The following is a 26,642-nucleotide window of genomic DNA, read 5'->3' on the forward strand; positions in this document are numbered from 1 at the left end:
TTATCGACGCCGAGACCGAATCGACCAGAAATTTGTGCGGATGGCACAATGCCGTCGACGGTTTTTGTTCAACGGACGGAAGCGCGCATGGCGGCATACGGATCCCTGGTGTGGGTGGGACAGGCACTGGGCCCGCGCGTCGACGCCATCACCGCCGACCTCATCCGGGTGACCGAGCAGATGATCCCGCTCAACGACGTCGCCGCCGATCTGGCCGAGATGCGCGCCGCCAGCATCGCCGAGAACATCGCCGCCGTGCAGTACGTGCTGGCGAACGGTATCGACCCGGCCACCGCCGGCCCGCCCCCCGGGGCCGCCGCCTATGCCCAACGGCTGGCCCGGCGCGGTGTGCCGCTGACGATCCTGCTGCGCGCCTACGGGCTCGGGCAGTACCGGATCCTCGATGCCGCGATCGGGCTCGTCCTGGCCGTTCCCGGCCCTGACCAGCCCGCCCGGATCGCCGAACTGCTCAAGTTCGCGGGCACCTACCTGGATCGGCTCAATTCGTCGATGGGTCGGATCTACGAGGCGGAACGGGACCGCTGGCTCAGCAGCCGCCAAGCCGCACGCCAGCAATGGATCGCGCGGCTGCTCGACAACGACGACGTCGATGTCGGGGCCGCCCAGGAAGCGCTGGGCTACCGACTCGATCAGTGGCACCACGCGGCCGAAGTGTGGTCGACGGTCACCGGCGCGGAGGCGGTGCGCGCGCTCGAGCAGGCCCGACAGCTGCTGGCCGCGGCGATGGGCACCGGTGGCGCCGAATTGGTCGCCGCGTCGGGAGACCGCGCCATGTGCCTGTGGTTCCCGACCGGGCAACCGTGCGCGGTCGAGGAACTCACCGCCCAGCTCGAGGCTTCCGGCTTGCCGATACGGGTGGCGCTCGGGCCGGTCGGCGAGGGACTGCCGGGCTTTCGGCGCTCGGCCCGCGGCGCGGCACGAGCCAAGGCGCTCGTCGTCTCGGCCGGGGACACCGCGCCCACCGTCGTCGACTACGACACGATCGCACCCTTCGCGCTGCTGTCCGACGACCCCGACGAGCTGACCGGCCTCGTCCACCGCGTTCTCGGATCGCTGGCAGGCGACAGCGCCAAAGTGGAACTGCTGCGCCACACCCTCGAGGTGTTTCTCGCCGAAGGCGCCAGCTACTCGCGCACCGCCCGCGTCCTCGACGTCCACCGCAACACCGTGCAGTACCGCATCCAACAGGTCACCGGTCGCTACGGCATCGCTGTCGACACCGACACCTTCGAACTACGCTTCGCCCTGGGCATCTGCCGCTGGTATCCCCATGTCCTGACTCGGACAATCTGAGCCCAGCTGGTTTGTGCGGGACGCACAGCAGGGCGGGCGCGACCATCGGGTCGGTGACCTGCTCGTCGCCGTACGGCGCGCCACAGCCCGGGGCGAGTGGGAATGGCTCTGACAGTGGCGATCTCGATCGCTGACGTTCATGATGGTCGGAAGCAGGACGAACGAGGTGGGGGAATGAACAAGAAGCTGATCGCCGCTGTCGCGGCGCTGTTCGCGGGTGCCATCGCGGTGACCGGGTGCTCGAGCGACGCCGACGTGGTGTCCAAGAACCTGTCCAAGGAATCGGACCAGTTCAAGATCAACCGTCGCGTGGTGTTCTTCAACGGGATCACCGACAAGTACCTGCTGTCCATCGAGGGCAAATGCTCGATCAAGGACGAGAACAACCAGCTCGAGGTGACGTGCAAGACCGGCGACGAGGAATACAAGAAGCACTTTCTCGGGCTCTCGGACAACGTGAGCTACTTCGTCGAACAGCTCGAGGCCGCCGAGGTGAGTCCCTACCACTACAAGGTCATCTTCAAGCCCGAGGTCATCATTCCCGACGTCGACCGCCCCTGATGGTGGTACACAGACCCGCGGGCGTTCCCGATGAGCGGGAAGGCAGGCACTCGGTGACCGAGTTCCGGTCGTACGGTGGCGGCCGCGAGACGTAGGAGAGAAAGCGGACGCTCACGGCCATTTCGAGCTCCTTCACGTCTGATCTGTCGATTCGACCGAGGAGCTCGATGTCTGCAACACCGCCGCCCGACGACCTGGCCCGCCACCTCGCACGGTTGGCGGCGATCGAGTCGATCACCGCGCTCAAGCACCGCTATTTCCGTGCCTGCGACGCCAAAGACCCGGTCGGGTTCCGTGACTGTTTCGTCGCGACCGGCTCGGTGCTGGACTACGGCACGCTCGGTACGACCGACGCCGACGGCATGGCCGCGGTCTTCGCCTCGATCGCGCTGCAGCAGGTGGACGGCAAGAACGCGATCCTCGACATGCACCACGGCGTGCACCCCGACATCACCGTGCGCGAGGACGGCACAGCCAGCGGCCGGTGGACGCTGCGCTTTCGCCAGGCCAACCTGATCGAGCGCACCGAAACCGTCGCCACCGGTGAGTACGCCGACGAATACCAGGTGCAGGACGGGCACTGGAAGATCGCGACGTGCACGTTCCACCAGTTGTGGGCGATCACCCGCCCCCTCGATGACGCCACCCGGATCGCGCAGTAGGAGCGGACATGTCGAAGATCGCTCTGGTGACCGGCGCCAGCCGTGGCGTCGGCAAGGGAATCGCGCTGGCACTGGGCGCAGCGGGCTGGACGGTGTATCTGACCGGGCGCGGCACCGAAGGTGACGGCGGCCCCCTGGAGGTCGCGGCCGCCGAGGTGAGCGCTCGCGGCGGCGCCGGCATCGCCGTGCGCTGCGACCATCGCGACGACGCGCAGATCGCCGCGGTGTTCACCCGCATCGCCGCCGAACAGGGCGGGCTCGACCTGCTGGTCAACAACGTCTGGGCCAATCCCGACGGTTTCGCCGGATTCAGTGATCCGTTCTGGCGACGGCCCGTCGCCGACTGGGACACCCTGATCGGTGTCGGCCTGCGGGCGCACTACGTGGCCTCGGTCGAAGCGGCACGGCTCATGGTGCCTCGCGGTAGCGGCGTCATCGCCAACATCTCCTCGTTCGGCACCCGCGGCTACCTGCACTCGGTGCTGTACGGAATGTCGAAGGCCGGCCTGGACAAGATGGCGGCCGACATGGCCGTGGAACTGCGCGACACCGGCGTGAGCACGCTGTCGCTGTGGCCCGGCATCGTGCGCACCGAGCAGGTACTGGCGATGGGTGTCGAAGACATCGAGGGGTTCCCGATCGCCGGCGCGGAGACACCGGAATTCGTCGGCCGGGTCGTTCTGGCCCTGGCCACCGATCCACAGGTCGGCGCGCGCAGCGGTAGCACGGTGATCACAGCCGAGGCCGCCGTCGACTACGGGATCACCGATCTCGATGGCGGACAACCGGTCTCACATCGCGCGGCGTTCGGTGGCGGCGCGCTCTTCGGCGTCCGTTGAGGCAGGAGCCGTGGCTCCCGCTGTGCGGGAGACCCGCATGTGGCGAAAGACGCGGCGCCGCTAGCTTTCCCCCATGATGCAACTGACTCTTCTCGACGGTGTCACGCTGATCTTCGGTGGCAGTGGCGGCCTCGGCCGAACCGTCGCCGCGGACTTCGCACGGGCGGGCGGTGACGTGGCGATCTGCTACCGCAGCAAACAATCCGTCGCCGAGACCACCGTGACCGAATTGCGTGAGCTCGGCGTGCGGGCCAGCGCCCATCAGGTCGATGTCCGCGACGCAGCCGCCGTCGACCGGGTGATCGCGGAGGTGATCGCCGAGCACGGACGGATCCGCACGCTCGTGTGGGGTGCCGGCCCGGTCGTCGACCAGATCACCCTCGCCGACACCGAACCCGACCGCTACCGGCAGTCGATCGAGGTGGAAGCGCTCGGCATGTTCACCGCCGTGCACGCCGTGCTACCGCATCTGCGCGAACACGGCGGCGGCTCGGTGATCCACCTCGGCTCCGCCGGTGATCGGTGGTGGCCCCGGCTCGACGGTCTGTCCGTGCTGCCCAAGGCCGCCAACGAGGCGCTGGTCCGCGGGATCGCGAAAGAGGAAGGCAGGCACAATATCCGCGCCAACTCGGTGCTGGTCGGAGTCATCGAGGCAGGCATGTTCCTCGAACTGAAGGCCGCGGGTGTGGTCGACGCGGCCTGGGAGGCCGAAGCCCGCCGCTTCGTGCCGATGAAGCGATGGGGCACGGCGGCCGACATCGGCGCCGCCTGCGTGTTCCTGGCCTCCGAACAGGCCGGGTACATCACCGGCCAGCAACTGTCGGTCTCCGGCGGTTTCGGCATCTGAACCGAATGCGGGCAGACCCGGTCTGCCCGCATTCGGTGGAGTCAGCCCGCGGAAAGGCCGGGCCGGACGATGATTTTCACGTGATCCTGTGGGGTACGCAGGGTCGTGAACGCGTCTGCGACACCGTCGAGATCCACGCGCCCCGTATCCCGGCGCGCCCACTGCATTCGTAGGCGATGAGGATTCCGTTCGCGGCCGCACCGACGACGGAGCCGGCGTCGGCGACCTGATCCACTTCTTCGACGACCAGGTGACCTACCTGGCAGGCGGTCTGATCCGGCTACTCACCTGAGTCTCGCAGGCAGAGCTGATCACAACATGCGCTGCCTGCCGTGCGCGGCGAACTCCGACTCCACCGCCTGCCGGTCCGCCTCGGTCATGCGCTCGTAGACCGGCCGGCCACGCCCCACCCACCGATACACCGGTTCATCGGTGCGCCACGCCTGTTCTTGCAGGTCGCGTTTGAGCACCTTGTTCGACCCCGTCACCGGCAGATTCGCCGAGACGCGCAGCAGCCGGGGGAGACCCTTGCCGCCGAGATCGGACTGCGCACAGAGGAATTCGGTGAACGCGTCGACATCGAAACCACCCGGATCGGCGACCTCGACGGCGGCCATCACCTGATCGCCCGAACGCGGATCGGGCACCCCGAACACCGCGGCGGCGATGACAGCGGGATAGCGACGCAGAACCTGCTCGATCATCAGCGCCGAGGTGTTCTCACCGTCCACCCGGATCCAATCGCCCTTGCGGCCGGCGAAGTACAGGAATCCGCCGGTGTCGATATAGCCGAGATCCCCGGTCCAATACCAGCCGTTGCGGAGGCGGTCGGCATCAGCGACCTCGTTCTTGTAATAGCCCTCGAACGCGAGCGCACCGGCCTTGTCGATCATCTCCCCGATGGCCTCATCAGGATTGCGTACCCGGCCGTACTCGTCGAGCTCGGCCCGCGCGCACTCCCGCAACGAATCCGGATTCACCACCGCCACACCGGGATGCGCCGGCCTGCCGAGCGCAGCGGGCGGTGCGGCCGGATCCAGGGCGGCCAGGCTCGGGCCCTCACTGGAGCCGTATCCCTCGAACAGCTTCGCGTCGAAGCGGCGGCGGAACTCGTCCTGATCGGCCACCGACGCCTCGGTACCGAATCCGCGCACCAGCGAATTGTCGGAATCCGTTGCGGTTTCGGGCGTGGCCAGCAGATACCCCAGCGCCTTGCCGACATAGGTGAAATAGGTCGCCCCGAAGTAGCGAACATCCGGAAGGAACTGCGACGCAGAGAATTTCGGCGTCAGGCAGACCGTCGCACCGACCGACAACGCAGGCGCCCACAACGCCATGATCGCATTGCCGTGAAACAGCGGCATACAGCAATAGTCCACGTCCTCGCGCACATGCCCGAACTTCGCCGTCGCCGCGTACGCGACCGCCGACAGTCGGCGCTGGGTGCACCGCACCGCCTTCGACGCACCAGTGGTGCCGGACGTGAACAGCAACAGCAGCAACGAGTCCGGCCCACCCACCGCCGCAGGCTCCACCTGGCAGGCATCGATCCGGGCGCCATAGCCGGGATCATCGACCAGCAGGAACCGATCCTCGGCCAGATCGAAATCCAGCTGCCGCAACCGCGCCATCCCCACGGCATCGGTGACGATCAGCTGACAGTCGACATACCGAACATCGGCAGCCAACTGGGCATCACCCCGGGTCGGATTGAGACCCGCCACCGTCGCACCCGCCAAAGCCGCCGCGCCCAGCCAGAAGACGAAATCGGGCACATTGTCCAACAGCACCCCGATATGGAACGGGCCGTCACGGCGCAGGGTGCGGGCAAGCTCCGCACGGGCAGCCGACTCCCGAACCACCGCATCCCAGCTCCACTCGGTGTCGCGGGTGCGCAGGCCGAGTCGCTGGTCGCCGACCCGGTCGAGCAGCATGGACGCGATATCCGCCCGGCGCACGCCCGTCATTCCGACCTCGGGTAGATCTGTTTCAGGAAACCCTCGTTCACCACACAATGATCTTCGACGACAAGCCGATCCAACCCGGATTCGAGGATCGCCATGCTGAGACTGCCTGTTTCGGTAGCCGCCGACTCGGTTCAGGACGACGCGGCGGGCGCGGCCGCGGCGACACCGGCGCGGCGACCGAAGAAGGTGCCGTCACCGAGCGACGTGCCGCTGATGTAGCCCCACGAATGCAAGCCCGACGTTGCTCTGCCCGCGGCGAACAGACCCGGGATCGGTGCGCCGTCCAAGTCGAGAACCTGGCCGTCGACCGTCGTGTGCAGACCACCGATGGTGAACACCTCAGCGCCGCCACGGCCCGCTTCGCCGTACTCGGGCGGAGCGATGCCGCGCTGGACGTCGATCGCGGCGAACGGTGACCGCAGCGGCCGCAACCAGTGCGCCGCCTTGTGGAAGTAGGGGTCCTGCCCGTCAGCCGCGTGCCGGTTGTATTCGGCGACCGTCGTCGCCAGCGCGCCGGGCGGCATCGCGATCTGCTGTTCGAGATCGTCGAGAGTCTCGGCCACGAAATGCGGTTGAACGCCCCACCGCTCGTTCTCCGGCACTTCCTCGTAGGCCTGTTCGTCCAGGATCACCCACACCTTCAGGCCGTGCTTGAACAGCGCGGCCTGGCCGACGAGCCCGGGATAGACATCCTCGTTGATGAAGCGCCTGCCGAGGTCGTCGACGATCATGCCGCGCACCATCATCCCCGGAATCAGGGAGATCCCGACCTGTGCGGCGGACATGTGCCGCACCGCCGCACCCGCGGCCTGTGCCATCACGATGCCGCGCCCGTCGTCACCGCCGTCACTGTTGACGCCGAGCCCGACCAGCTGCGGTGCGTGCTGAGCCACCATCGCGGCATTGTCGGCGAACCCGCCCGTGGTCAACACGACGCCACGTCGAGCACGGTAGGTGTAGTACCGGCCGTACTGCTTCGCCACGACACCGACCACACGTCCGGCTTCGGTGACGAGCCGGATCGCGTTGGTGTCGGTGTGCACCGTCACCGCGGTCGCGGCGACGGCCTCGAACAGTTTCTGCATCAACACCTTGCCACCGAAACCGTCGGAGGTGACCCGGTGTCCGCGCGGCGACGGCTTCGCGAGATCGGCGAAGGGCCAGGCCTTTTCGCCCATCCACATGAGACCGTCGTCGGTGGGCGGCACCCACGTGGGCGAGTCCCACAGCGAAGGTTTGAACGGGACGCCGTGGTCGACGAGCCACTGATAGTGCCGCGCGCTCTCACGGCTGTAGAGGCCGACCTTGTCCCGGTCGGCGTCCGGCCCCAGCGCGGCCAGCAGGAACGCTTCCATGTCCTGTGCGGTGTCGTCGAACCCGCAGGCCCGCTGGACCTCGGTGCCGCCGCCCAAATACATCTCACCACCGGACAGCGCGGAGGACCCGCCGCCACCACCCAGCTTCTCCAGCACGATGACATCAGCGCCCGCGGCGGACGACTCGAGCGCCGCTGCCGCACCCGCGCACCCATAGCCAACGATCAGAACATCGGTTTCGTAGTCGACCTGCTCGACATCGCCCGCATCGACGGGTGCCACCGAATTGTGTGTGCTCATTACAACTCCCATCCGCTGTGCTGCGCACGCTAAGGAGTTCTCGCGCACGCGGGCGGGGGAGTGTCCATCCACCGGGAGACCGTCTGCTGATCACCTGCTCGCTACAGGCAACCTTGCTTTTCGATCATTGAATCGCGCCTTCTTCTGACGATTCCCGCACGTGTTCATGTCACACCATTTGCGGGTGCGGCTCTGGCTGGTGTCGAAGAAGGCGGCTCGACAGGTCGGCGATGCGCACAAAGCCAGTTTTCCGTCGCGCTCGCCGGCGAGGATGCTGATCGCATCGGCGGCGATCACGCCCAGTGCGTCTTCGACGCAGGAATCCGAGTTGAGTCGCCAGTGCCGATTGCCCTCTGGCGTCAGGACCGCTGACGCGCGGCCCTGAAAGCTGCGGTCGTTGATGACTCGGACTGCGGCGGCCGGGGGAGTGTCGTGCACCGCGGTGGCTGTCGCAACGAGGTGAATCGCCTCCCTCAATTCCCGCGCGAGTTCGAGCTGGGCGGTGGTGCAGGAGTTCACGGCCAGGCCGCTCACCGCGAGCCAGTCGACGAGCCGCTGCGGCGTGGGGATGCGCTCCACAGCGTCGCCGGAGCGCTCCGTCAGCGTCGCTGTGAAGCTGGTCGCCAGCACGGTGCCGAGGCGGAAGTCAGGGAACTCAGCATGCATGGAACCACCTTAGCTGGTTGCACGCTGACGTCCGGTCATGTTAGAACCGTCTAAGCCGGTTCATCAAGTGCAGGAGGTCTCGTGCCCAGTACCACCCGCGACGTGCAAGCATTCGACGCCCACGCAACCGATGCCGACCTCGACGATCTGCGCGCCAGACTGGCCGCGGCACGACTACCGGAGCCCGAGACGGTCTATCGCGCCGCACCCGACCCGCGCCGATGGGAGCAGGGGGTCCCGCTCGCCGATCTCGCCGAGGTCGTGAACTACTGGCGCACCGAATACAACTGGCGGTCGTTCGAAGAGCGCCTCAACCGGATCGGCCAGTTCCGCACAACCATCGACGATCTGGGAATCCACTTCCTGCACCGCCGATCCACGCGAGCCGACGCGACGCCGCTGATCATGACGCACGGCTGGCCGGGCAGCATTGCCGAGTTCACCGATGTAGTGGACGAACTGGCAGATCCGAACGACGCGAACGCGCCGGCGTTCCACGTCGTCGTTCCCTCGCTACCCGGCTTCGGTTACAGCGACAAGCCGGCCACCACCGGGTGGGGGACCGAGAAGATCGCGGCAGCCTGGGTGGAACTCATGGGGAGGCTCGGCTACCGCGAGTTCGTGGCCCACGGCGGCGACTGGGGCGGCAATATCACCACGGTTCTCGGTGGCAGATTCCCGGAGCATGTTCTCGGTATCCACTCCACGTTCGCAGAGGCACCGCCCGGGTTGACGACAGACGGGCTCACAGACCTCGAGCGCGCGTGGATCGAGGAGACTCGCGATTTCTGGCGCCACCGCGCGGCATACGCGAAGCAGCAGGCAACCCGGCCACAGACCATCGGTTACTCGCTCGTCGACTCACCGGTCGGGCTCCTGGCCTGGATCCTCGACAAGTTCGCCGAATGGACAGATACCGAGGACAGCCCGTTCGAGACGCTTTCCATCGACCGCGTTCTCGACGACGTCACCCTGTACTGGCTGACGCGGACCGGCGCATCGGCAGCCCGCATCTACTACGAAAGCCACAATTCGCTCGATCCCGAACTTCGCGTCGACGTCCCGTCGGCGATCACCATGTATCCACGTGACATCGAGAAGTGTCCGCGGGTCTGGGCACAGGAGCGGTATCGACAGATCGTCCACTGGGGATCGCCCGACAGTGGGGGACATTTCCCGTCACTCGAGGCTCCCGAGTTCTTCGTCGAGGACCTGCGGGAAGGTCTCGCAGCTGTACTGGCCGCCAGCAGAGGGACTACTTGACATAATGTGCATTATCGGCGTTTGAAGGCGGCCTGTCGGAAGGGGTTTTTGCAGTTGTTTGCGGTGCATGCCTAGTTGCATCACATGCTGACAGGCGCTCACTGTCGCTTCTCGGCATTGCCGCGCGTGTGTGCCGACGCTTCGGTACTTGCAAGCTCGACTAGCCAAATTTTGGGACACCGAAGGAACGCTGACGAATCCGGATAATTCTCGGTTCGGCCGATTCATGACCGTTCGCCCTGAATGTGCTTATCGGCGAATCTGGGCCCGCACCCTCGGCGAACCAGGCCGGCTGCCCGAAACCCGGCACTCCCCCTCCCACTTCCCCGCCCATATTTTGTCACAGTGACGAAACTACTGAGGGTGGCCTGGATGGCGCACCGCATCGCCTTTTTCGCCGTGATGCGGTGCGCCATGGAGATCAGACCAGAACGGGGGCGAGTCGGCGCGATTCGGTGGCCTTTTCGGAGCTGGTTTCCGGCGCGTTGTCGGCGTCGGCGGTGAGGTACTTATCGGGCAACGACAGTTTGGCGATGGTGCGCAAGGTCAGCGCGTACTGACGGACCAGGCTGCCGGTGGTGTACGGCAGGCGATATTCGGCCGCGAGCTTGCGCACTTCACGCTGGATTTCGGGCAGCCGGTTGCTCGGCAGGTCCGGGAACAGGTGATGTTCGATTTGATGGCTGAGTGTGCCGGAAAGGATGCGCATCAGGGGACCGACGTCGATATTCGCGCTGCCCAGGTATTGGCGCAGATACCATTCGCCACGGGTCTCGCCCTCGATATCGCGCTTGGTGAATTTCTCCGCGCCGTCGGGGAAATGTCCGCAGAAGGTGATGATCTGCTCCCACACATTCTTGGTGAGGTTGGCGGTGACGTTCGCGCGGATCGTCGATTTCCAGTTCCGACCGGTCATCGCCGGGAAGATCACGTAGTCCTTGAGCAGCTGCTTACCGGCCTTCTGAGCGATTTCGTCGCGCGCCTGCCGGAACTTCTTCTTGTCCTTCTTGCCCGCCAGCACGCGCGGGATCTCCAGGTGGTACACGCACATACCCAGCTCGTACAGCAGTGACACGGGGACCAGGTAGACGAAGTTGCCCAGGTGGTACGGACGCCAGCGCCGGTCACGGGTGATCCGGAGCAGCCCGTACCCTTCGTCGGGGTCGAGCCCGAGCACATTGGTGAAAACGTGGTGGCGGTAGTTGTGCGCTTCCTTCCAATGCGCGGCGGGCATGGAATGGTCCCATTCCCAGGTGCTGGAGTGGATTTCCGGGTCGTTCATCCAGTCCCACTGGCCGTGCATGACGTTGTGCCCGATCTCCATGTTCTCGAGCACCTTCGACAAGGTGAGCAGGCCTGTCCCCCACCACCAACTGCTTTTCCGGCCCGAGTCGATCAGCACGAGCCGGGCGGCTATCTCGCACGCTCGCTGAACGCGGATGACTGTCTTGATGTATTTCGCGTCGCGTTCACCCAGGCTGGATTCGATCTGCCTGCGCAACGCGTCCAGGCGTTGCCCGAACTCTTCGATGTCGGTCGGCGAGAGATGTGTGTACGCCTCGACGTCAGATATAGCCATCTGCTGTGTTCAACCCCTGTTCCGGTGCCGCGCGCCGGGCGCGGTCCAGGTGAGAATACGAACTCGAGGGGTTGGTTCGGTGGTGTGCGCGGTATTTAGTTAGACGTAACAGCCGGGAGTCACCGATTGGGTGTCAGTGACTACTGGCGGCGGGTTCATAGATCTTGTCCACCTCGGTGGCGTACTTCTTCATGACCTCTGCTCGCTTGAGCGACATCTTCGGTGTCAGTTCGCCGGTGGCCTCGGTCCAGTCGACGGGCAGAATGCGGACCTTCTTGATCGCCTCGGCATGGGACACCTTCTTGTTGGTGTCGGCGAGGGCCGCATCGATCTCCGCGACGAGATCCGGGTTGTCGATCAGAGCCTCGTTCGTGGTGTCGGCGGGCAGGTTGTGGCTTTGCTTCCACGCCGGGAGCGCTTCGGGGTCGAGGGTGATCAGGGCACCGACGAACGGACGGCCGTCACCGACCACCATCGCCTGGCTGATCAGCGGGTGGGCGCGCAGCGAGTCTTCCATCAGGCCCGGGGAAACGTTCTTTCCGCCCGCGGTGACGATGATTTCCTTCTTGCGGCCGGTGATGGTGAGGTAGCCGTCGCGGTCGATGCTGCCGAGATCGCCGGTCTGGAACCAGCCGTCGGCGAAGGCGTCGTCGGTGGCCTGTGGGTTGCCCCAGTATTCGTGGAACACGACAGGGCCGCGTAGCAGCAATTCGCCGTCGTCGGCGATCTTGACGGCGTGGCCTTCGGTCGGGCGTCCGACGGTGCCGACCCGGGTATCGGCCGGGGTGTTCACGGTGATCGCCGCGGTGGTCTCGGTGAGTCCGTAGCCCTCGTAGACGGGGATGCCGACGCCGCGGAAGAAGTGACCGAGCCGCGCGCCGAGCGGCCCACCACCGGATACCGCCGCCTCGCATCGTCCGCCGAGCGCGAGACGCAGCGTGCGGTAGACGAGTTTGTCGAACAGGGCGTGACGCAGTCCGAGGAAGATTCCGGGGCCGCCGGTGTCCTGGGCTTCGCTCCAGGCGATGGCGGTCTCGGTGGCCAGGTCGAAGATCTTTCCCTTACCGCCGGCGTGTGCCTTCTGCTTGGCGCCGTTGAAGACCTTTTCGAACACTCGCGGCACCGCCAGGATGAAATGCGGCCGGAAGCTGCCGAACTGGTCGACCAGCGTGGACCAGTCGGAGCTGAACGCGACGACCACCTTGGCGTCGAGCGCGGCCAGTGTCACCGCGCGCGCGAAGACGTGGGCGAGTGGCAGGAACATCAGTGTCTTGTTGCCCTCGGTGACGAACTCCCCCAGCGCGATTCGGTCGGATTTCGACTCGGCGTAGAGGTTCCCGTGGGTGAGGATCACGCCTTTGGGGCGGCCGGTGGTGCCCGAGGTGTAGATCAGGGTGGCCGGGGAGCTCGCGCCGACCTCGGCTCGGCGGGTGTGCACGGCCGCGTCGTCGAGGTCGGCCCGCGTGTGATCAATTCCTCGACGGCACTTTTGTCGATCTGCAGGATTTCTCGCAGGTCGGGCAGGGCGCGGTCGTCGATCTCCTCGATGATCCGGCGGTGTTGGTCGCTGTCGACGATGAGCAGTTTCGTCGCGGAGTCCTGCAGGATCCATTTGGCCTGCTCGGCGGCGGAGCTGTCGTAGATGGCCACGGTGCAGCCGCCGGTGGCCCAGATCGCGTGGTCGAGCACGACCCACTCGTAGCGGGTGGGTGCCATGATCGCTACGCGGTCACCGGGTTCGATGCCCGAGGAGATGAGACCCTTCGCCACGTCGGTGACCGTGCGGGCGAACTCGGCCGCGGTGACGTCGGTGAGTTCGCCGCTGCCGTTGGAGACGTTGAACAACACCGTGTGGGGCGAGTGCTCGGCGTGCAGGAACACACTGTCGGAATTGTTCGCGTGCTCGGGAATCGTGTAGGAAGCCGGGGCTTCGAACTCATGCATCACAGGGCCCTTCCACATGGAGTGATCAGTTACTGCGCGGGCGCGTGCTCGATGCCGAGTCGCAGCATGCCGCGCAGGTCGTAGGTGTTGGTGGCGACCGCGCCGACGATCAGGCCGATCGCCAGTCCCGCGCAGGTCATCCAGAGACCCTGTGCCATGCCGGCTTCGAGGTGTCCGTCGAAGAACAGGATGGCGCGCACGGCCAGGTAGATCTGGTGCATGGGTTCGAACGTGGCCATGTCGGCGATCCAGCGCGGTGTCGCCTCGAGCGGGATGGTGCCCGACGATGACGGGATTCCGAGCACCACGAACACGATGAGGTTGATCATCAGGCCTGCCGTGCCGAAGGCGGCCATCACCGACAGGGCGGTGACCGCGATGGCGGCGATGGCCAGTGTGCCATAGAGGAACAGCATCAGTGGCCGCTCGATCGCCATGTTCAGCAGGGTGCCGACGCCGAGGAACACGCCGGAGGCCAGCGGGGCGCTGATCGCGGCGATCCCCCATTTGATGAGCAGCGTTCGCCACCGGCTGATCGGGGCCGGGGTGGTGGCCTTGTGCCATGGACCGTATTCGGCGGGGATATAGCCCAGTGAGGCGTCGACGAGTGAATTGATCATCATCGCGCCGCTGAACCCGACGATCAGCAGGACCAGGGTGTAGAAGAAGGCGGCCAAGCCCTGGCCGGTGCCTTCGGGGAGCGGGTGGTAGGCGGTGACGACGACGTCGATCGGCTCGGCGAGTTGTAGCTGTGCGGCGCCGCTGAGTGGTGTGGCCCCGGCCGCGGTGCGGACCTGTTCGGCGAGTTGCTTGCCGACAGTGCTGTTCACCTGTGTCATGGCCTGGTCGGCGACGGTGTTCATGATCTGTGCGGCGAGGGTGCCTGCCCGCGGGTTGGTGAGCACGGAGATGATGGGCTGCTCGACCTGGCCGGGGACGATCGAGGCGGCGCCGAGGATGGCGACGCGTTTGGTGAAGTCGCCGGGGATGACGATGGCGCCGTAGACCTCGCCGTTCTGCAGCTGTTGCTGGGCTTCGTTGATGCCGAGTGGGCGCAAGTCGATCTTGTCGGCGGGGATGTTGTCGCTCAGCGCCGAGGTGATCTGTGCGCCGATGTTGGCGGGTTTGCCACCGACGGTGTCGCCGACGTCCTGGTTGACCAGGGCGATCGGGAAGTCGTGCAGGTGCTTTTCGGGGTCGGCGGTGTAGCCGAGGTACATGGTGCCCAGCAGCGCCGCCAGGATGGTGACCAGGGTGATCGGGGCCAGCCATTCGCGGATCGGCATGTTGCGCTGTGTGCGGGTGGGCGCGGTGTTGTCAGTCATGGCAATCGTCAATGTAGTCAGCGACAACAAAGTAGTCAACGCAAACATTGGGTGTCCGTCGGATATCCTGCTCGTACCATGTCCCTGCACACCCCGTACCACCACGGAGACCTCCGCGCCGCGCTGCTGACGCGCGCCGAGGCGACACTGCGCGAGGCCGGCGTGGACGGGCTGTCGCTGCGTCAACTGGCCCGCGACACCGGCGTCAGCCATGCGGCGCCGAGTCGTCATTTCCGCGACAAGCAGGCGCTCCTGGACGCACTCGCCGTCACCGGGCTCGAACGCCTCGGCGCCTGCTTCGAACAAGCCGTGATCGAAGGACCCATCACGGCACGCCTGCAAACCGTCGCCTATGCCTACCTGCGATTCGCCGTCGACAACCTCGAGCTCTTGCCGCTGATGTTCGCGCGCCGAAACAACTCCACCTCGGCTGATATCCAGCAGGCCGCCGACCGGGCGTTCGCGGTGCCGATCACCCTCATCGCCGACGGTCAGGCTGCCGGCGAGATCGTGGCAGGTGACCCGAAACGGCTCGGCGTCACCGCGCTGGCCGCACTCCAGGGCTTGGCGACCTTCGTCGGCTCCGGCTACACCGCCGACTACGACTCCGAACAGCTACTCGACGACCTGGTCCGCCACCTCACCCTGGGCCTGCTCCCCCGGTCCTCCCCCAGCTGACGATCGCAGAACGCGGCGTGCGCGCCCAATGCTCAATTGGATCCGGCCAGGACTACCGGCCGACCGTTGCGCGGCTGGGTGGGTCGGTTGCTGTGCGGGAACAGCGCGCGGTAATTGTCGACATCAGGGACGGTGACCGGCGCAGGGTGGCGCAGCACGATCCACTCGACGCCTTCGGTGCACGGGGGCGTGGTCAGAGAGCCCTGGTAGCGGAACTGGGCGCGGTCGGCCGGGAGGAATTCACGCGGATCGACCGTGGTCACCGCGCGGGTGAGCCCTGAGCGGTTCGGGGCGGCGGTGAGTATTCGACTCAGTGGGGTGGGGTCGGTGTGGGCGTTCAGCAGGACGGCGAGAACGGCCAGTCGGCCCGATTGGGCGGTGTGGACGAAATGCAGTTCCATGGCGGTCTCGGCGCCGTCGACTGTGTGCTCGCTGGGGAGATGGAAGTGAAACTGGGTCAGGGTGAACGGCGTTCCGTCGACGACGATGCGGTTGCCGGAGTCCGCCGGGGCGCTCACCTGCACGGTGTGTCCGTTGTTGAGCAGGTTCACGGACGGAATGGGGCGGTAGTCGATCTCGATGTGGTCGGACGGGTGTAGTTCGGTGGGGCTGTCCAGGTCGATCGGCGATTGGGCGTGTCCGACCCGGCAGGCCGAGTAGCCGCGGTCGAGGTCGGCCCAGTGCTCGGGACCCTCGGCGTCGTAATCCCAGTGCGGCTTGCCCGTGGTGGCCGCGACCGAACCGCCGCAACCGGCGGCAGCGAGCAGTGCCAGTGCGGCGAGGGCGCCGCGGCGGGTGAGGACGGGGCTGAGGTCATTGTGACGAACCGGCACCGGTGTAGCTCCTTGCCATGATTCTGCCGTCGGCCCGGAGGTACACGTCCCGGGACGGCAGTGTGCGCGTGTCGAAATCAGCGAGTCGTCCACCGACCGATAATGTCCGGTTTGCACCGAATATCCTTCTAGTGCAGTAGATTTCGCCCCTGCGCGGGGTCTCAGGCTATGCCGCTCGTCATCGCGCAGACCAGACTCTAGGGCGGCGAGATACGTCACATCGGCGGTAGCCGCGGCTCGAGCTAGGCGCCTAGGGTCGGATCATGATCGAGATTCCACAGGTCTTCGCCCGCGCGACGATCAGTCGCGAAGGCGAACCCGGGCGGGCATGGATCGCGGGACTGCCCCAACTGGCGGAGGAGTTACTGCAACGGTGGTCGTGCACGCCTGACGGGCCGCTCATGCACGGCCACGTCGGGGTCGTCATTCCGGTGTTGCGTCCGGATCTGGCGCCCGCGGTCGTCAAGATCTCGTTTCCGCACCCGGGCAACGTGTTCGAGCCGGACGCGTTCGCCACCTGGAAAGGACGGGGAGCGGTGCAATTGTTCGACCGTGATGACGCACGGTTCGCGATGCTGCTCGAGCGCACCGGCCACCGAAGTCTGGCCGACATCACCGACTTCGACGAGGCAGTCGGCATACTCGGGCAGCTGTCCCGCCGCTTGGCTGTCGACGCCCCTGTCGGGCTGCCGCGCTTGAGCGACCTGGTCGCCGACTGGACGGACGAGATCCGCACGACGGCCGCCGAACTGGGCGATCCACTCCCCCGCCGCGTTCTGGATGCCGCGTTCGAGACCTTGCGTGACCTCGGTCCGGGTCAGCCCGAGACCCTCGTCCACGGTGACCTCCATGATGCGAATGTGCTGGCAGGTGAACGTGAGCCTTGGCTGGCGATCGACCCCAAGGGATACGTCGGTGATCCTGCCTACGACACGATCACCGTTCTTCGCAGTTACCGGTTCGCGCCGCTGTTGTTCGCCGCCGATCCTGGTGCCGGTGTTCGACGCGGGCTGGACTTGTATTGCGAGGCAGCGGAGATCGACCGTGATCGTGCCCGCCGGTGGGCGCAGGTGCGTGCGGTCAAAGCGGCGCTGTGGGGTCGGTGTCACGGCGATCCCGACTGGTTGATCGCGGCGACCGACCAGCTGGCCGAAGTCCTGATGTGAGAACCCGAACGGTTCAGGCGGGGTTGGACGGCCAGTTCTTTTCCATCCACTGATCCGGTTTCGGGTGCGGGGTGAAGCCGTAGGCCCGGTACAGGTCGTGGGCGTCGCCGGTCGCGAGGGCCATGCGACGTAGCCCCCAGTCGTCCGCGTCGGCCATGATGCGATCGAGCAGGTGCTTGCCGACACCTCGTCCGCGCTGGGAACGGTCGACGTAGACGTCGGAGAGCCAGGCGAAGGTGGTGCGGTCGGTGACCAGGCGGGCGAAGGCGATCTGGGAACCGTCGCGGAACACGCTGTAGGGCAGGGAGTTCTCGACGAGGCGCTGCACCCGCTCACGGCTACGACCGAGTGCCCAGTAGGCGTCGGTGGACAGCCGGTGGTGGAGCCAATCGAGGTCGACGGCGGCGGGATCGGTGGAGAACTCGAGCATCGGTCCAGGATAGGACTGTTCGCCGGTACCGCCATTGCGTATCAGTCACCAGGCGCCGCGTCGGGCATGGCAGTGATCTTGCGGGTGCTCACCGCGTGGCGGGTTCTGTCCCGATGTGCTTCCCCGGAAAGTGGCCCGGGGAAGCACATCGGGTGTTCAGGCGCCGACGTAGGTGGCCAGGTGTTCGCCGGTGAGCGTGGAGCGGGCTTCGACGAGGTCGGCGGGGGTGCCTTCGAAGACGATGTGGCCGCCGTCGTGGCCCGCGCCGGGGCCGAGGTCGATGATCCAGTCGGCGTGGGCCATCACGGCCTGGTGGTGTTCGACGACGATGACGGACTTGCCGGATTCGACGAGGCGGTCGAGCAGGCCGAGGAGTTGTTCGACGTCGGCCAGGTGCAGGCCGGTGGTCGGTTCGTCGAGGATGTAGACCCCGCCCTTGTCGGACATGTGGGTGGCGAGCTTGAGGCGCTGGCGTTCGCCGCCGGACAGGGTGGTCAGTGGCTGGCCGATGGTGAGGTAGCCCAGGCCCACTTCGGTGAGGTGGGTGAGGATCTTGTGGGCGGCGGGGGTGCGGGCTTCGCCGTCACCGAAGAACTCGCGTGCTTCGTCAACGGGCATCGAGAGCACTTCGCTGATGTTCTTGCCCGCGAAAGTGTATTCGAGGACTTCGGCCATGAAGCGTTTGCCTTCGCACACCTCACACATCGTCGACACGCCGGCCATCATCGCCAGGTCGGTGTAGACCACGCCCGCGCCGTTGCAGTTGGGGCAGGCGCCTTCGGAATTGGCGCTGAACAGGGCCGGTTTGGCGCCGGTGGCCTTGGCGAACGCTTTGCGGATGTGGTCGAGCAGACCGGTGTAGGTGGCGGGATTGCTGCGGCGCGAGCCCTTGATCGGGGTCTGGTCGATGGAGATGACGCCTTCGTCGATCGGGATCGAGCCGTGCACGAGCGAGCTCTTGCCCGAGCCCGCAACGCCGGTGATCGCCACCAGAATGCCGAGGGGGATGTCGACGTCGACTTTGTCGAGGTTGTTGGCGGTGGCGCCACGAATCTGCAAGGCGCTGGTCGACTTTCGCACCGAGTCCTTGACCGAGGCGCGGTCGTCGAAGTGGCGGCCGGTGACGGTGTCGCTGGCGCGCAGCCCCTCGACGGTGCCCTCGAAGCAGATGGTGCCGCCCTTGGACCCGGCGGCGGGACCGAGGTCGACGATGTGGTCGGCGATGACGATCGTTTCGGGCTTGTGCTCGACGACGAGCACCGTGTTTCCCTTGTCGCGCAGGCGCAGCAGCAGGTCGTTCATCCGCTGGATGTCGTGCGGGTGCAGGCCCGCGGTGGGCTCGTCGAAGACATAGGTGACGTCGGTGAGCGAGGACCCGAGGTGGCGAATCATCTTCACGCGCTGGGCTTCACCGCCCGACAGTGTGCCCGAGGGGCGCGACAGCGACAGGTAGCCCAGGCCGATCTCGACGAACGAGTCCAGGGTCTGGCGCAGCGACTCGAGTAGCGGCGCCACCGACGGGTCGTCGACCTGCTTGACCCATTCGGCGAGATCGGTGATCTGCATGGCGCAGGCGTCGGCGATGCTGATGCCGTCGATCTTGGACGAGCGGGCCGCGGCGGACAGCCGGGTGCCCGCACAGTCGGGGCAGGTGCCGAAGGTGACGGCGCGTTCGACGAAGGCGCGCACATGCGGTTGCAGCGAATCGATGTCCTTGGACAGCATCGACTTGCGCAGTTTGGGGATGAGTCCTTCGTAGGTGAGGTTGATGCCCTCGACCTTGACCTTCGTCGGCTCTTTGTACAGCAGGTCGGCGAGCTGCTTCTTGGTGTACTTCTTGATCGGCTTGGTCGGGTCGAAGAAGCCGGAACCCTTGAAGATGCGGCCCATCCAGCCGTCCATGCTGTAGCCGGGGATCTTGAACGGGCCCTCGTCGAGGGAGAGGTTCTCGTCGTAGAGCTCGGTGAGGTCGATGTCGTTGATCTGGCCTTTGCCCTCACAGGTGGGACACATGCCGCCGGTGATGGCGAAGCTGCGGCGTTCCTTGACGGTGACACCGTTCTTCTCGACCTCGACCGCACCGGCGCCGCTGATCGAGGCGACATTGAACGAGAACGCCTGCGACGACCCGATGTGCGGGTCGCCGAGGCGGCTGAACAGGATCCGCAGCATCGCGTTGGTGTCGGTGACGGTGCCGACGGTGGAACGCGGGTCGGCGCCCAGCCGGGACTGGTCGACGAGGATGGCGGTGGTCAGACCCTCCAGGACGTCGACGTCGGGGCGGGCCTGGCTGGGCATGAAGCCCTGCACGAACGCGCTGTAGGTCTCGTTGATCAGGCGCTGTGATTCGGCGGCGATGGTGCCGAAGACCAGGGAGCTCTTACCGGATCCGGACACGCCGGTGAAGACCGTCAGCCTGCGCTTGGGGATCTCGGTGCTCACATCGCGCAGATTGTTGACCCGCGCGCCGTGCACGCGGATCAGATCGTGGCTGTCGGCCGGCTCTATGGTGGTGCCGGTCTTCTTGGCCGTGCTCATGGGTCTCCCTCGATCAGTCGACATCGCCGGATATCGAATCTACCGGCGCGATGGCTTACTTGGTCTGCTGGATGCGGACCATATTTCCGGCGGGGTCGCGGAAGGCGCAGTCGCGCACGCCGTAGGGCTGATCGGTGGGTTCCTGGACGATCTCGATGTCTCCGGCCTGCAGCTTCTCGAACAGGCCGTCGAGGTCGTCGGTGGCGAGGTTGACCCCCGCGTAGGTGCCCTTGGCCATCATCTCGCTGATGACACGGCGTTCGTCGTCGGTGAGGCCGGGGTCGGCGGCCGGTGGGTGCAGCACGATGGAGGTGTCGGGCTGGCCGGTGGGGCCCACGGTGATCCAGCGCAGCCCGTTGTAGCCCACATCGTTGCGTACCTCGAAGCCGAGCGTGTCGCGGTAGAAGGCGAGCGCGGCGTCGGGATCGTCCTGCGGCAGGTAGCTCGAGTGAATGGTGAGGTTCATGCCGACCACGCTAATTATCGGCCGGAGCGGAAGCTTCTCGATTCCTGATCGGTCTGGTCACCTTCTTGACCACGCACGACGGCATGCCCGCGGTCTGTTCGTCCTGCAGCTGTTTGTAGGTGCTGGGCGGCACACCGACGAGTTCGGTGAAGCGGGTACTGAAGGTGCCCAGCGAGGACGAGCCGACCGCGAAACACACCTCGGTGACGCTCAGGTCGCCGCGGCGCAGCAGCGCCATGGCCCGTTCGATGCGGCGGGTCATCAGGTAGGAGTACGGCGATTCCCCGTAGGCGAGACGGAATTGCCGGCTGAGGTGCCCGGCCGACATGTGGACGCCGCGGGCGAGCGCTTCGACGTCGAGTGGCTGGGCGTATTCACGGTCGATGCGGTCGCGCACACGACGCAGCAGCGCGAGGTCGCGCAAGTGCTGTGGTTTCGCGGGTGGGCCGGTCACATAGCCGATCGTCCCACGTCGGACGGTGTTGCCGACACCGGCGGGTCGGTGTGGGTGTCGAGGACCCCGGCGAGTTCGGCGCGGAAGTGAGGGCAGGTGCGGAAGTCCTCGGCGTCGCAGTCCAGGACGTGGGTGACGGCATCGAGGGCGGCGCGTGTGCGGGCGATCTGGTCGGCGAGGCGGTCGCGATGGGCTTCGAGTACTTCTCGGCGGGTGCGCCGATCGGGGGAACGGATGAACAGGATGGCGAGATCGTCGAGGGACAAGCCTGCCTTCTTGCCCAGGACGATCATCGCGATCGTGTCGATGTCGGTGCTGCGGTAGTGGCGGCGTCCGGCCGAGTCACGGGCTGGAGTGAGCAGTCCGCGGTCTTCCCAGTGGCGCAGCACGTGGGTCGCGAGCCCGAACTGTGCCGCCACCGCACCGATCGTGGTGTGTTCCTCGGCCATCCGCCGAGCCTATGCGGTGACGCGGTAGCAGGTAATCACGGCGACGGGATGCCAAGGCAGACGGACTGTTTCGGTGTCGACCGAGCCGAACTCGGTGCTGAGTGCGCGCCGGATCTCGCGGGTTCGGGTGAAGCGGAAGTCGAAGATTGCGGCGCCGCCGCCGGGGCGGAGCACTCGACGCAGTTCGGTGACGGCGGCGGGCAGGTCCGGCCATTCGTGCATGCTCAGGCTCGACACGGCGAAGTCGATGCTGTCGTGCGGGTGGGGCAGCTCGGCGACGTCTGCGACGGCCAGGTCGATCGGCTGTCCAGCGAGGGTGCGCCGGGCGATCTCGATCATGTGCGGGGACAGGTCGACGCCGTGCAGGCGCAGGTCGGGGCGACGAGTTGCCACGTGGGACAACAGCTTTCCCGGACCGGTGCCGAGGTCGAGGACCGTGGCCGAATCGGGGGTGTGGGCGTCGATGTCGGTGGCGATCCGCCGGTACAGGCCGGTGAGGAGTCGGGTGGCGCGCCGGTCGTAGCCGAGGCTCTGTTCGTATCCGAAAGTGGTCATGAGACCACCGTGGTTGTTCAGGTCGACCTGAAGTCAAGCTCGTCGGTCGGGCGCACGGCCGCGGTGCGACCGGGCGCTTGCTGGAATTGCCAGTACAGGTTCGTGTGGGCGATGACGTCTTCGGGTTTCGGTGCGCCCCACCGGGTCTTGTCGCCGGTGGTGTGGGCGTCGGCGACGAGGGTGACGTCGTAACCGCGCACGAACGCGCCGTGGATGGTCGAGCGGACGCAGGCGTCGGATTCCGCGCCCGTGACGACCAGGTGGCCGGCGCCTACTGCCGCGAGCAGTCCCTCGAGCTCGGTGTCTTCGAAGGAGTCGCCGTAGTGCTTGTGCACCAGCGGTTCGGTGTCGGTGCGGGTGAGTTCGGGAACGTAGTGCCAGGGATCGCTGTGTTCGACCAAATCCTCGGAGGAGTGCTGGATCCAGATGATCGGGACATCGGCGATGCGAGCCCGGTCGACAAGGGCGTTGATGTTCGCGACGACCTCGTCGCGGCGGGGTGCTTCGTCGACGACACCGTTCTGCACGTCGACGACGAGCAGTGCGGTGTTCGGGCGGTCGGGCAGCGTGGTCATGGCGATTCCTCTGCGGCGGTCAGAGCGGGCGAAGGACGACGACGCCCGGGACGGTCTGGAGATACTCGGTCAGGGGGGTGTCGACGACCTGGTTGTTCGCCGCGAGCGAGGAGGCGTTGCGGAAGACCGGGCCGGTGGGGGTCGCGACGATGATGCCGACGTGGGTCACGTCGAGACCGGCGTCGGGGGTGTAAGCGCCGAGGAAGTCGCCGGTGCGCAGGGCGGCCTGGACTGTCCCGTCGACGGCGGCCGCGGGAATGTGGGTGACGGCACGGTCGACCACGGCAACGCCGGGCAGGTAGGTGCTGCCGTCCGCTTTCGCGTTGAGGTGCTTGGTGGTGGTCACCGCGGCGGGGCTCAGGCTCGCGGTGATGTCGGTGGCGGCGAGCCGTTCGCGGGTGGCCCAGTCGGTGAAGAAGTGCTTGCGCTGGGCGAATTCGACGCGACCGTCGATGTAGCGAGTGGCGACCAGGTTGGTGAAGAACTCGTCGCGGGTGCTGGAGCGGGAGGCGGCATCGATGTAGTCGAGGTAGGTGAAGCAGTCGACCCGGCGCAGATCCGCGACGAGCTGTTCGGGCTCGGTGGCCGAACCGATCAGCATGTTCGCGCCGTACGGGGTGCCGAGCAGCCGCGCGGAGAGTCGTTCGAGGAGTTCGCCACGGCCCAGACCGCCCGATTCGGCGCGCACGGTGAGGAGTTCGTCGATCTTGCGTGCGGAAGCGTCATCGACCGACGGTGCGGCCGAGGCCGGTGCCAGCGCGCACACGAGCGCGGCGAGCACGAGCATGATCCGGACGATGATGCGCAAGACGCCTCCAGCTGGCCACGGGTCGATCGGTGCGAGCGCTGTCCACCGTAGCCGAGGCAGCGGACAGGATCGGTGACTCTGGTTCCCTGTGCCGCGATGATGGAAGAGTGTGCCGTTCTACCCTCGGCGATGCCGATTGTTCGCGAATGGTCTCGTATCGACCGGGCGATGGGTTGTTCGCGTACCGTTGTCGCAGGTAGTCCGTGTTCGCGGCGAGTTCGCGATGGGGTTGCTCCCCCGGGTGTCGTGGATGTGGTTCGTGCAGACGTCGACCGTTGGCCCGTCCGGGCGGAAGGGATGCCGAAATGCGTGCGTTGACAGTGGTTCCCATGCAGAAGCAATCGTTGCGGGTGGAGGATGTGCCCGACCCGGTCGTCGGTCCCGGCGAACTGCTCGTCGACGGGATCTCGCTGGGCATCTGCGGCACCGACCGCGATATCGCGCAGGGCAACTACGGCTGGCTGCCACCGGGCAAGTCACAGATGGTGCTCGGGCACGAATCTCTGGGCCGGGTGAAGACCGCGCCCGCGGGCAGCGCATTCGCCCCCGGTGACCTCGTCGTCGGGATCGTGCGCAGGCCGGATCCGGTGCCGTGCGGGGCGTGCGCGCGCGGCCAATGGGACATGTGCCGCAACGGGATGTACGTCGAGCGCGGGATCAAGGAGATCGACGGGTACGGGTCGACATCCTGGGTGGTGCGCGAGGACTTCGCGGTGCGACTCGATCCGGCCCTGGAGAAGGTCGGGGTACTGCTGGAACCGACGACCGTGGTCGCCAAGGCCTGGGATCAGATCGAGAAGATCAACAACCGCGCCTGGTTCGATCCGCGCACCGTCCTGGTCACCGGCGCCGGGCCGATCGGTCTGCTGGCGGCACTGCTCGGGCAGCAACGCGGCCTGGACGTGCACGTCCTCGACCGGACCAGCGGCGGGGCGAAAGAAGAGCTGGTCGAAGCGTTGGGCGGCACGTTCCACACGGGGACGGCGGCCGCCGCCGCGAAAGAGATCAGCCCCGACATCGTGATCGAGGCGACCGGTGCGCCCGCGGTGGCGTTGCACGCGATGGAGATCGACAACCCCGGCGTGATCGTCTGCCTGACCGGGGTGTCGACCCCCGGTGTCGACACCGATGTCGATGTCGGCGGTTTGAACCGCAATATCGTGCTCGACAACGCGGTCGTGTTCGGTTCGGTGAACGCGAACCGCCACCACTACGAACAGGGCGCCGAGGCGCTGGCCAAAGCGGACGAGTCGTGGCTCGAACGCCTCATCACCCGGCGGCTGCCGCTGGAGAGGGCGCTCGAGGCGTTCGACCCGGGCGGGTCCGATATCAAGGTCGTCATCGACCTGGCCTGACTCGCCGAAGCGAGGCCGCGGTGGTCAGTCGGCCGCCGCGGCATCGGTCGTGGGGACCGCGCAGCCGTCGGGGCCGCAGCTGTCGCCGTCGGCGATGAGCTGGGGAGCAGGTCGATCGTTCCAGGCGGTGTTCAGTGCCCGGGTGAACGTTTCGGGAGGTTGGGCGCCGGAGACCGCGTACTTGCCGTCGAAGACGAAGAACGGGACGCCGCTGGCACCGAGCGCGGCGGCCTCGGCTTCGTCGCGGCGGACCGCGTCGGCGTAGGCGTCGGGGTCGGCCAGCACCGCACGCACCGAGTTCTCGTCCAGGCCCGCCCGCACAGCCAAGGCCACCAGGCGTTCGGTGTCGCCGAAGACGGGCTCGGGTTCGGCGAAATTGCCTGCGTAGAGAGCGTCGAGCATGGCTTCCTGCTTGCCCTGGTCGAGGGCGTAGTGCAGGAGCCGGTGCATATCGAAGCTGTTGCCCGAGTCGCGGCCTGCGGTTCGGTAGGGCAGACCCATCGCCGCGGCCTGGGCGCCGATGCCGCGTTCGTTGGCGGCGGCCTGGTCGACGGTGATGCCGTACTTCTCGGCGATCGCCGGGATGACCGGGCGCGTGGAACCGGCGGGCAGCGTCGGATCGAGCTCGAAGGACCGGTGCACCACCTCGACGTCGTCCCGATGCGCGAAGCCGGCCAGCGCTTCTTCGAAGCGGGCTTTGCCCAGGTAGCAGAACGGGCAATTGATGTCGGTCCAGATCTCTACTCTGGTGGACAAGCGGGCCTCCTGCGGCGCATCGAGGGGTGCGGCGGTGGTCCGCCGGATAGTTCTGGACAGGCGTTCGAATTCGGGGAATGTAACGCCGGCAACGAGGCCGCTATTCCCTGGCGCGTCCGGGCACGACGGGACGAGCACGAGGGGTATCGATGGGGTTCGAGCAGCGGAGGGGGTGGGTGCAGGTGCCCGAAGGATTGGTGGTGCCGCGCGCGCTGGGTGGATTGTGGGCGGTGCGCCATGCGCAGAGTGAGGCCAATGTGTGGTTCTCCGACCCGGCGACCGAGCAGCGGCCGATGCAGGGCACCGATTCCGGGGTGGAACTGACCGCCCACGGGCGGTGGCAGGCGCACTGTCTCGGCGATTGGCTGGCCGGGTTGGCGGGCACGCAGCGACCCACGCTGGTGGTCTGCTCCCCCTACCTGCGCACCAGAGTCACCTGGGCGGTGATGGCCGAGGCCGCCGCCACCCGCAACCTGCACCTGCACCCGATCCGCACCCTGGTCGACGAACGGTTGCGCGACCGGGAGATGGGGGTGTTCGAACTGCACCCGTATCGGGCGATCCGGCGACGCGCACCCGAGGAGGGACTGCGTCGTGAACTGGTCGGCAACTGGGTGTATCGGCCGCCGGGCGGGGAGTCGCTGGCCGATGTGGCGTTGCGGGTGCGCAATTTCCTCGACGAGCTCGATGTGGTGGCCGCGGGCGAGCAGGTGCTGGTGGTGACCCACGACGCGGTGGTGGTGTCGTTGCGCTACATCCTCGACGGACTCGGTGCGCCGGTACCGGATTCGCTCGAGCCGGTGCCCAACGCGTCGGTGTCGCAGTGGCGGCGTGAGGGCCCACGACTGGCATTGCGCGTGTGGGGCTCGGTCGACCACCTCGCGAAGGACGAGGAAACGGGATAGGGGTCGGCGCGACAGACCGATGTCGTCCGCAACTGTTTTCGTGGTGGTCGGTACCGGCGCGGCTGTCGTGGGCGGCGTCGACGGACTGATG

At 66.7% G+C, this 26,642-nt stretch carries 25 protein-coding genes and 1 pseudogene; 10 read left to right on the top strand and 16 right to left on the bottom strand.

Going from position 1 to position 26,642, the window contains the following annotated elements; translation table 11 throughout:
- The first annotated feature begins 87 nt into the window (after positions 1-87).
- From ACFULV_RS03450 to ACFULV_RS03470, 5 genes are all read left to right on the top strand, one after another.
- Positions 88-1,314 carry a PucR family transcriptional regulator gene (locus ACFULV_RS03450; RefSeq protein WP_378652675.1) on the top strand — a complete coding sequence of 409 codons (1,227 nt, stop codon included), beginning with the start codon at positions 88-90 and terminating at the stop codon, positions 1,312-1,314.
- Between the two features lie 174 nt (positions 1,315-1,488).
- Positions 1,489-1,875 (top strand): hypothetical protein, encoded by a 387-nt coding sequence (locus tag ACFULV_RS03455; RefSeq protein ID WP_378629137.1) that lies wholly within the window; start codon positions 1,489-1,491, stop codon positions 1,873-1,875.
- 167 nt (positions 1,876-2,042) lie between these two features.
- Entirely contained in the window at positions 2,043-2,537 is a 495-nt protein-coding gene (locus tag ACFULV_RS03460) for a nuclear transport factor 2 family protein (protein ID WP_378652678.1), read from the top strand.
- 8 nt (positions 2,538-2,545) lie between these two features.
- Positions 2,546-3,376, top strand: coding sequence for an SDR family NAD(P)-dependent oxidoreductase (locus ACFULV_RS03465; RefSeq protein ID WP_378652681.1), 831 nt, complete (start codon positions 2,546-2,548; stop codon positions 3,374-3,376).
- Between the two features lie 73 nt (positions 3,377-3,449).
- Positions 3,450-4,223, top strand: coding sequence for an SDR family NAD(P)-dependent oxidoreductase (locus ACFULV_RS03470; RefSeq protein WP_378652683.1), 774 nt, complete (start codon positions 3,450-3,452; stop codon positions 4,221-4,223).
- Positions 4,224-4,534: 311 nt separating this feature from the next.
- On the opposite strand, the gene ACFULV_RS03475 is transcribed toward ACFULV_RS03470, so the two are convergent.
- The 3 genes from ACFULV_RS03475 to ACFULV_RS03485 form a co-directional block, all read right to left on the bottom strand.
- Complete coding sequence (locus ACFULV_RS03475; RefSeq protein WP_378652686.1) at positions 4,535-6,190, bottom strand: AMP-binding protein; 1,656 nt, start codon at positions 6,188-6,190, stop codon at positions 4,535-4,537.
- Positions 6,191-6,321: 131 nt separating this feature from the next.
- Positions 6,322-7,806 carry an FAD-dependent oxidoreductase gene (locus tag ACFULV_RS03480; protein WP_378652689.1) on the bottom strand — a complete coding sequence of 495 codons (1,485 nt, stop codon included), beginning with the start codon at positions 7,804-7,806 and terminating at the stop codon, positions 6,322-6,324.
- Between the two features lie 90 nt (positions 7,807-7,896).
- On the bottom strand, positions 7,897-8,472 hold the full coding sequence (locus ACFULV_RS03485; protein WP_378652692.1) for a CGNR zinc finger domain-containing protein: 576 nt from the start codon (positions 8,470-8,472) through the stop codon (positions 7,897-7,899).
- Between the two features lie 81 nt (positions 8,473-8,553).
- Here ACFULV_RS03485 and ACFULV_RS03490 point away from each other — a divergent pair, with 81 nt between their 5' ends.
- Complete coding sequence (locus ACFULV_RS03490; protein ID WP_378652695.1) at positions 8,554-9,735, top strand: epoxide hydrolase family protein; 1,182 nt, start codon at positions 8,554-8,556, stop codon at positions 9,733-9,735.
- Between the two features lie 421 nt (positions 9,736-10,156).
- Here ACFULV_RS03490 and ACFULV_RS03495 read toward each other — a convergent pair whose 3' ends face one another.
- The 3 genes and pseudogenes from ACFULV_RS03495 to ACFULV_RS03505 form a co-directional block, all read right to left on the bottom strand.
- A complete protein-coding gene (locus ACFULV_RS03495; RefSeq protein ID WP_378652698.1) occupies positions 10,157-11,314 on the bottom strand; it encodes a fatty acid desaturase family protein in 1,158 nt (385 codons plus the stop codon).
- A gap of 133 nt (positions 11,315-11,447) precedes the next feature.
- Positions 11,448-13,258 (bottom strand): annotated as a pseudogene (locus ACFULV_RS03500) (AMP-dependent synthetase/ligase).
- Positions 13,259-13,287: 29 nt separating this feature from the next.
- Complete coding sequence (locus ACFULV_RS03505; RefSeq protein ID WP_378652700.1) at positions 13,288-14,583, bottom strand: DUF3533 domain-containing protein; 1,296 nt, start codon at positions 14,581-14,583, stop codon at positions 13,288-13,290.
- Positions 14,584-14,661: 78 nt separating this feature from the next.
- Between ACFULV_RS03505 and ACFULV_RS03510 the strand changes: the two genes are divergently transcribed.
- Positions 14,662-15,261 (top strand): TetR/AcrR family transcriptional regulator, encoded by a 600-nt coding sequence (locus ACFULV_RS03510; RefSeq protein WP_378629114.1) that lies wholly within the window; start codon positions 14,662-14,664, stop codon positions 15,259-15,261.
- 32 nt (positions 15,262-15,293) lie between these two features.
- Here the strand turns inward: ACFULV_RS03510 and ACFULV_RS03515 are convergent, their stop codons facing one another.
- Complete coding sequence (locus ACFULV_RS03515) at positions 15,294-16,094, bottom strand: carbonic anhydrase (protein WP_378652703.1); 801 nt, start codon at positions 16,092-16,094, stop codon at positions 15,294-15,296.
- Positions 16,095-16,357: 263 nt separating this feature from the next.
- On the opposite strand from ACFULV_RS03515, the gene ACFULV_RS03520 reads away from it, so the two are divergent.
- Positions 16,358-17,260 (top strand): aminoglycoside phosphotransferase family protein, encoded by a 903-nt coding sequence (locus ACFULV_RS03520; protein ID WP_378652706.1) that lies wholly within the window; start codon positions 16,358-16,360, stop codon positions 17,258-17,260.
- Positions 17,261-17,273: 13 nt separating this feature from the next.
- On the opposite strand, the gene ACFULV_RS03525 is transcribed toward ACFULV_RS03520, so the two are convergent.
- The 8 genes from ACFULV_RS03525 to ACFULV_RS03560 form a co-directional block, all read right to left on the bottom strand.
- A complete protein-coding gene (locus tag ACFULV_RS03525; protein WP_378652708.1) occupies positions 17,274-17,690 on the bottom strand; it encodes a GNAT family N-acetyltransferase in 417 nt (138 codons plus the stop codon).
- Between the two features lie 156 nt (positions 17,691-17,846).
- Positions 17,847-20,228 carry an ATP-binding cassette domain-containing protein gene (locus ACFULV_RS03530; protein ID WP_378652710.1) on the bottom strand — a complete coding sequence of 794 codons (2,382 nt, stop codon included), beginning with the start codon at positions 20,226-20,228 and terminating at the stop codon, positions 17,847-17,849.
- Positions 20,229-20,283: 55 nt separating this feature from the next.
- The gene (locus tag ACFULV_RS03535; RefSeq protein ID WP_378629104.1) at positions 20,284-20,694 is read right to left on the bottom strand and encodes a VOC family protein; all 411 of its coding nucleotides are present in this window, start codon (positions 20,692-20,694) and stop codon (positions 20,284-20,286) included.
- A gap of 10 nt (positions 20,695-20,704) precedes the next feature.
- Positions 20,705-21,148 carry a helix-turn-helix transcriptional regulator gene (locus ACFULV_RS03540; protein ID WP_378629103.1) on the bottom strand — a complete coding sequence of 148 codons (444 nt, stop codon included), beginning with the start codon at positions 21,146-21,148 and terminating at the stop codon, positions 20,705-20,707.
- The gene (locus ACFULV_RS03545) at positions 21,145-21,597 is read right to left on the bottom strand and encodes a MerR family transcriptional regulator (RefSeq protein WP_378629101.1); all 453 of its coding nucleotides are present in this window, start codon (positions 21,595-21,597) and stop codon (positions 21,145-21,147) included. Before ACFULV_RS03545 ends, ACFULV_RS03540 begins: the two co-directional genes overlap by 4 nt.
- Before the next feature lie 9 nt (positions 21,598-21,606).
- A complete protein-coding gene (locus tag ACFULV_RS03550; RefSeq protein WP_378652713.1) occupies positions 21,607-22,152 on the bottom strand; it encodes a class I SAM-dependent methyltransferase in 546 nt (181 codons plus the stop codon).
- Positions 22,153-22,169: 17 nt separating this feature from the next.
- Positions 22,170-22,727 (bottom strand): isochorismatase family protein, encoded by a 558-nt coding sequence (locus ACFULV_RS03555; RefSeq protein ID WP_378652715.1) that lies wholly within the window; start codon positions 22,725-22,727, stop codon positions 22,170-22,172.
- A gap of 19 nt (positions 22,728-22,746) precedes the next feature.
- A complete protein-coding gene (locus ACFULV_RS03560; RefSeq protein ID WP_378629098.1) occupies positions 22,747-23,535 on the bottom strand; it encodes a DUF1460 domain-containing protein in 789 nt (262 codons plus the stop codon).
- Between the two features lie 329 nt (positions 23,536-23,864).
- Between ACFULV_RS03560 and ACFULV_RS03565 the strand changes: the two genes are divergently transcribed.
- Positions 23,865-24,890, top strand: a complete 1,026-nt coding sequence (locus ACFULV_RS03565; protein ID WP_378652717.1) for a glucose 1-dehydrogenase — start codon at positions 23,865-23,867, stop codon at positions 24,888-24,890.
- 24 nt (positions 24,891-24,914) lie between these two features.
- On the opposite strand, the gene ACFULV_RS03570 is transcribed toward ACFULV_RS03565, so the two are convergent.
- Positions 24,915-25,646: a DsbA family oxidoreductase gene (locus tag ACFULV_RS03570; RefSeq protein ID WP_378652720.1), complete on the bottom strand. Its 732-nt coding sequence runs from the start codon at positions 25,644-25,646 to the stop codon at positions 24,915-24,917.
- A 182-nt stretch (positions 25,647-25,828) separates the two neighbouring features.
- Here ACFULV_RS03570 and ACFULV_RS03575 point away from each other — a divergent pair, with 182 nt between their 5' ends.
- A complete protein-coding gene (locus ACFULV_RS03575) occupies positions 25,829-26,551 on the top strand; it encodes a histidine phosphatase family protein (protein ID WP_378652722.1) in 723 nt (240 codons plus the stop codon).
- Positions 26,552-26,642: the final 91 nt, after the last annotated feature.

Source organism: Nocardia sp. NPDC057272, assembly GCF_042668615.1.
GTDB lineage: Bacteria > Actinomycetota > Actinomycetes > Mycobacteriales > Mycobacteriaceae > Nocardia.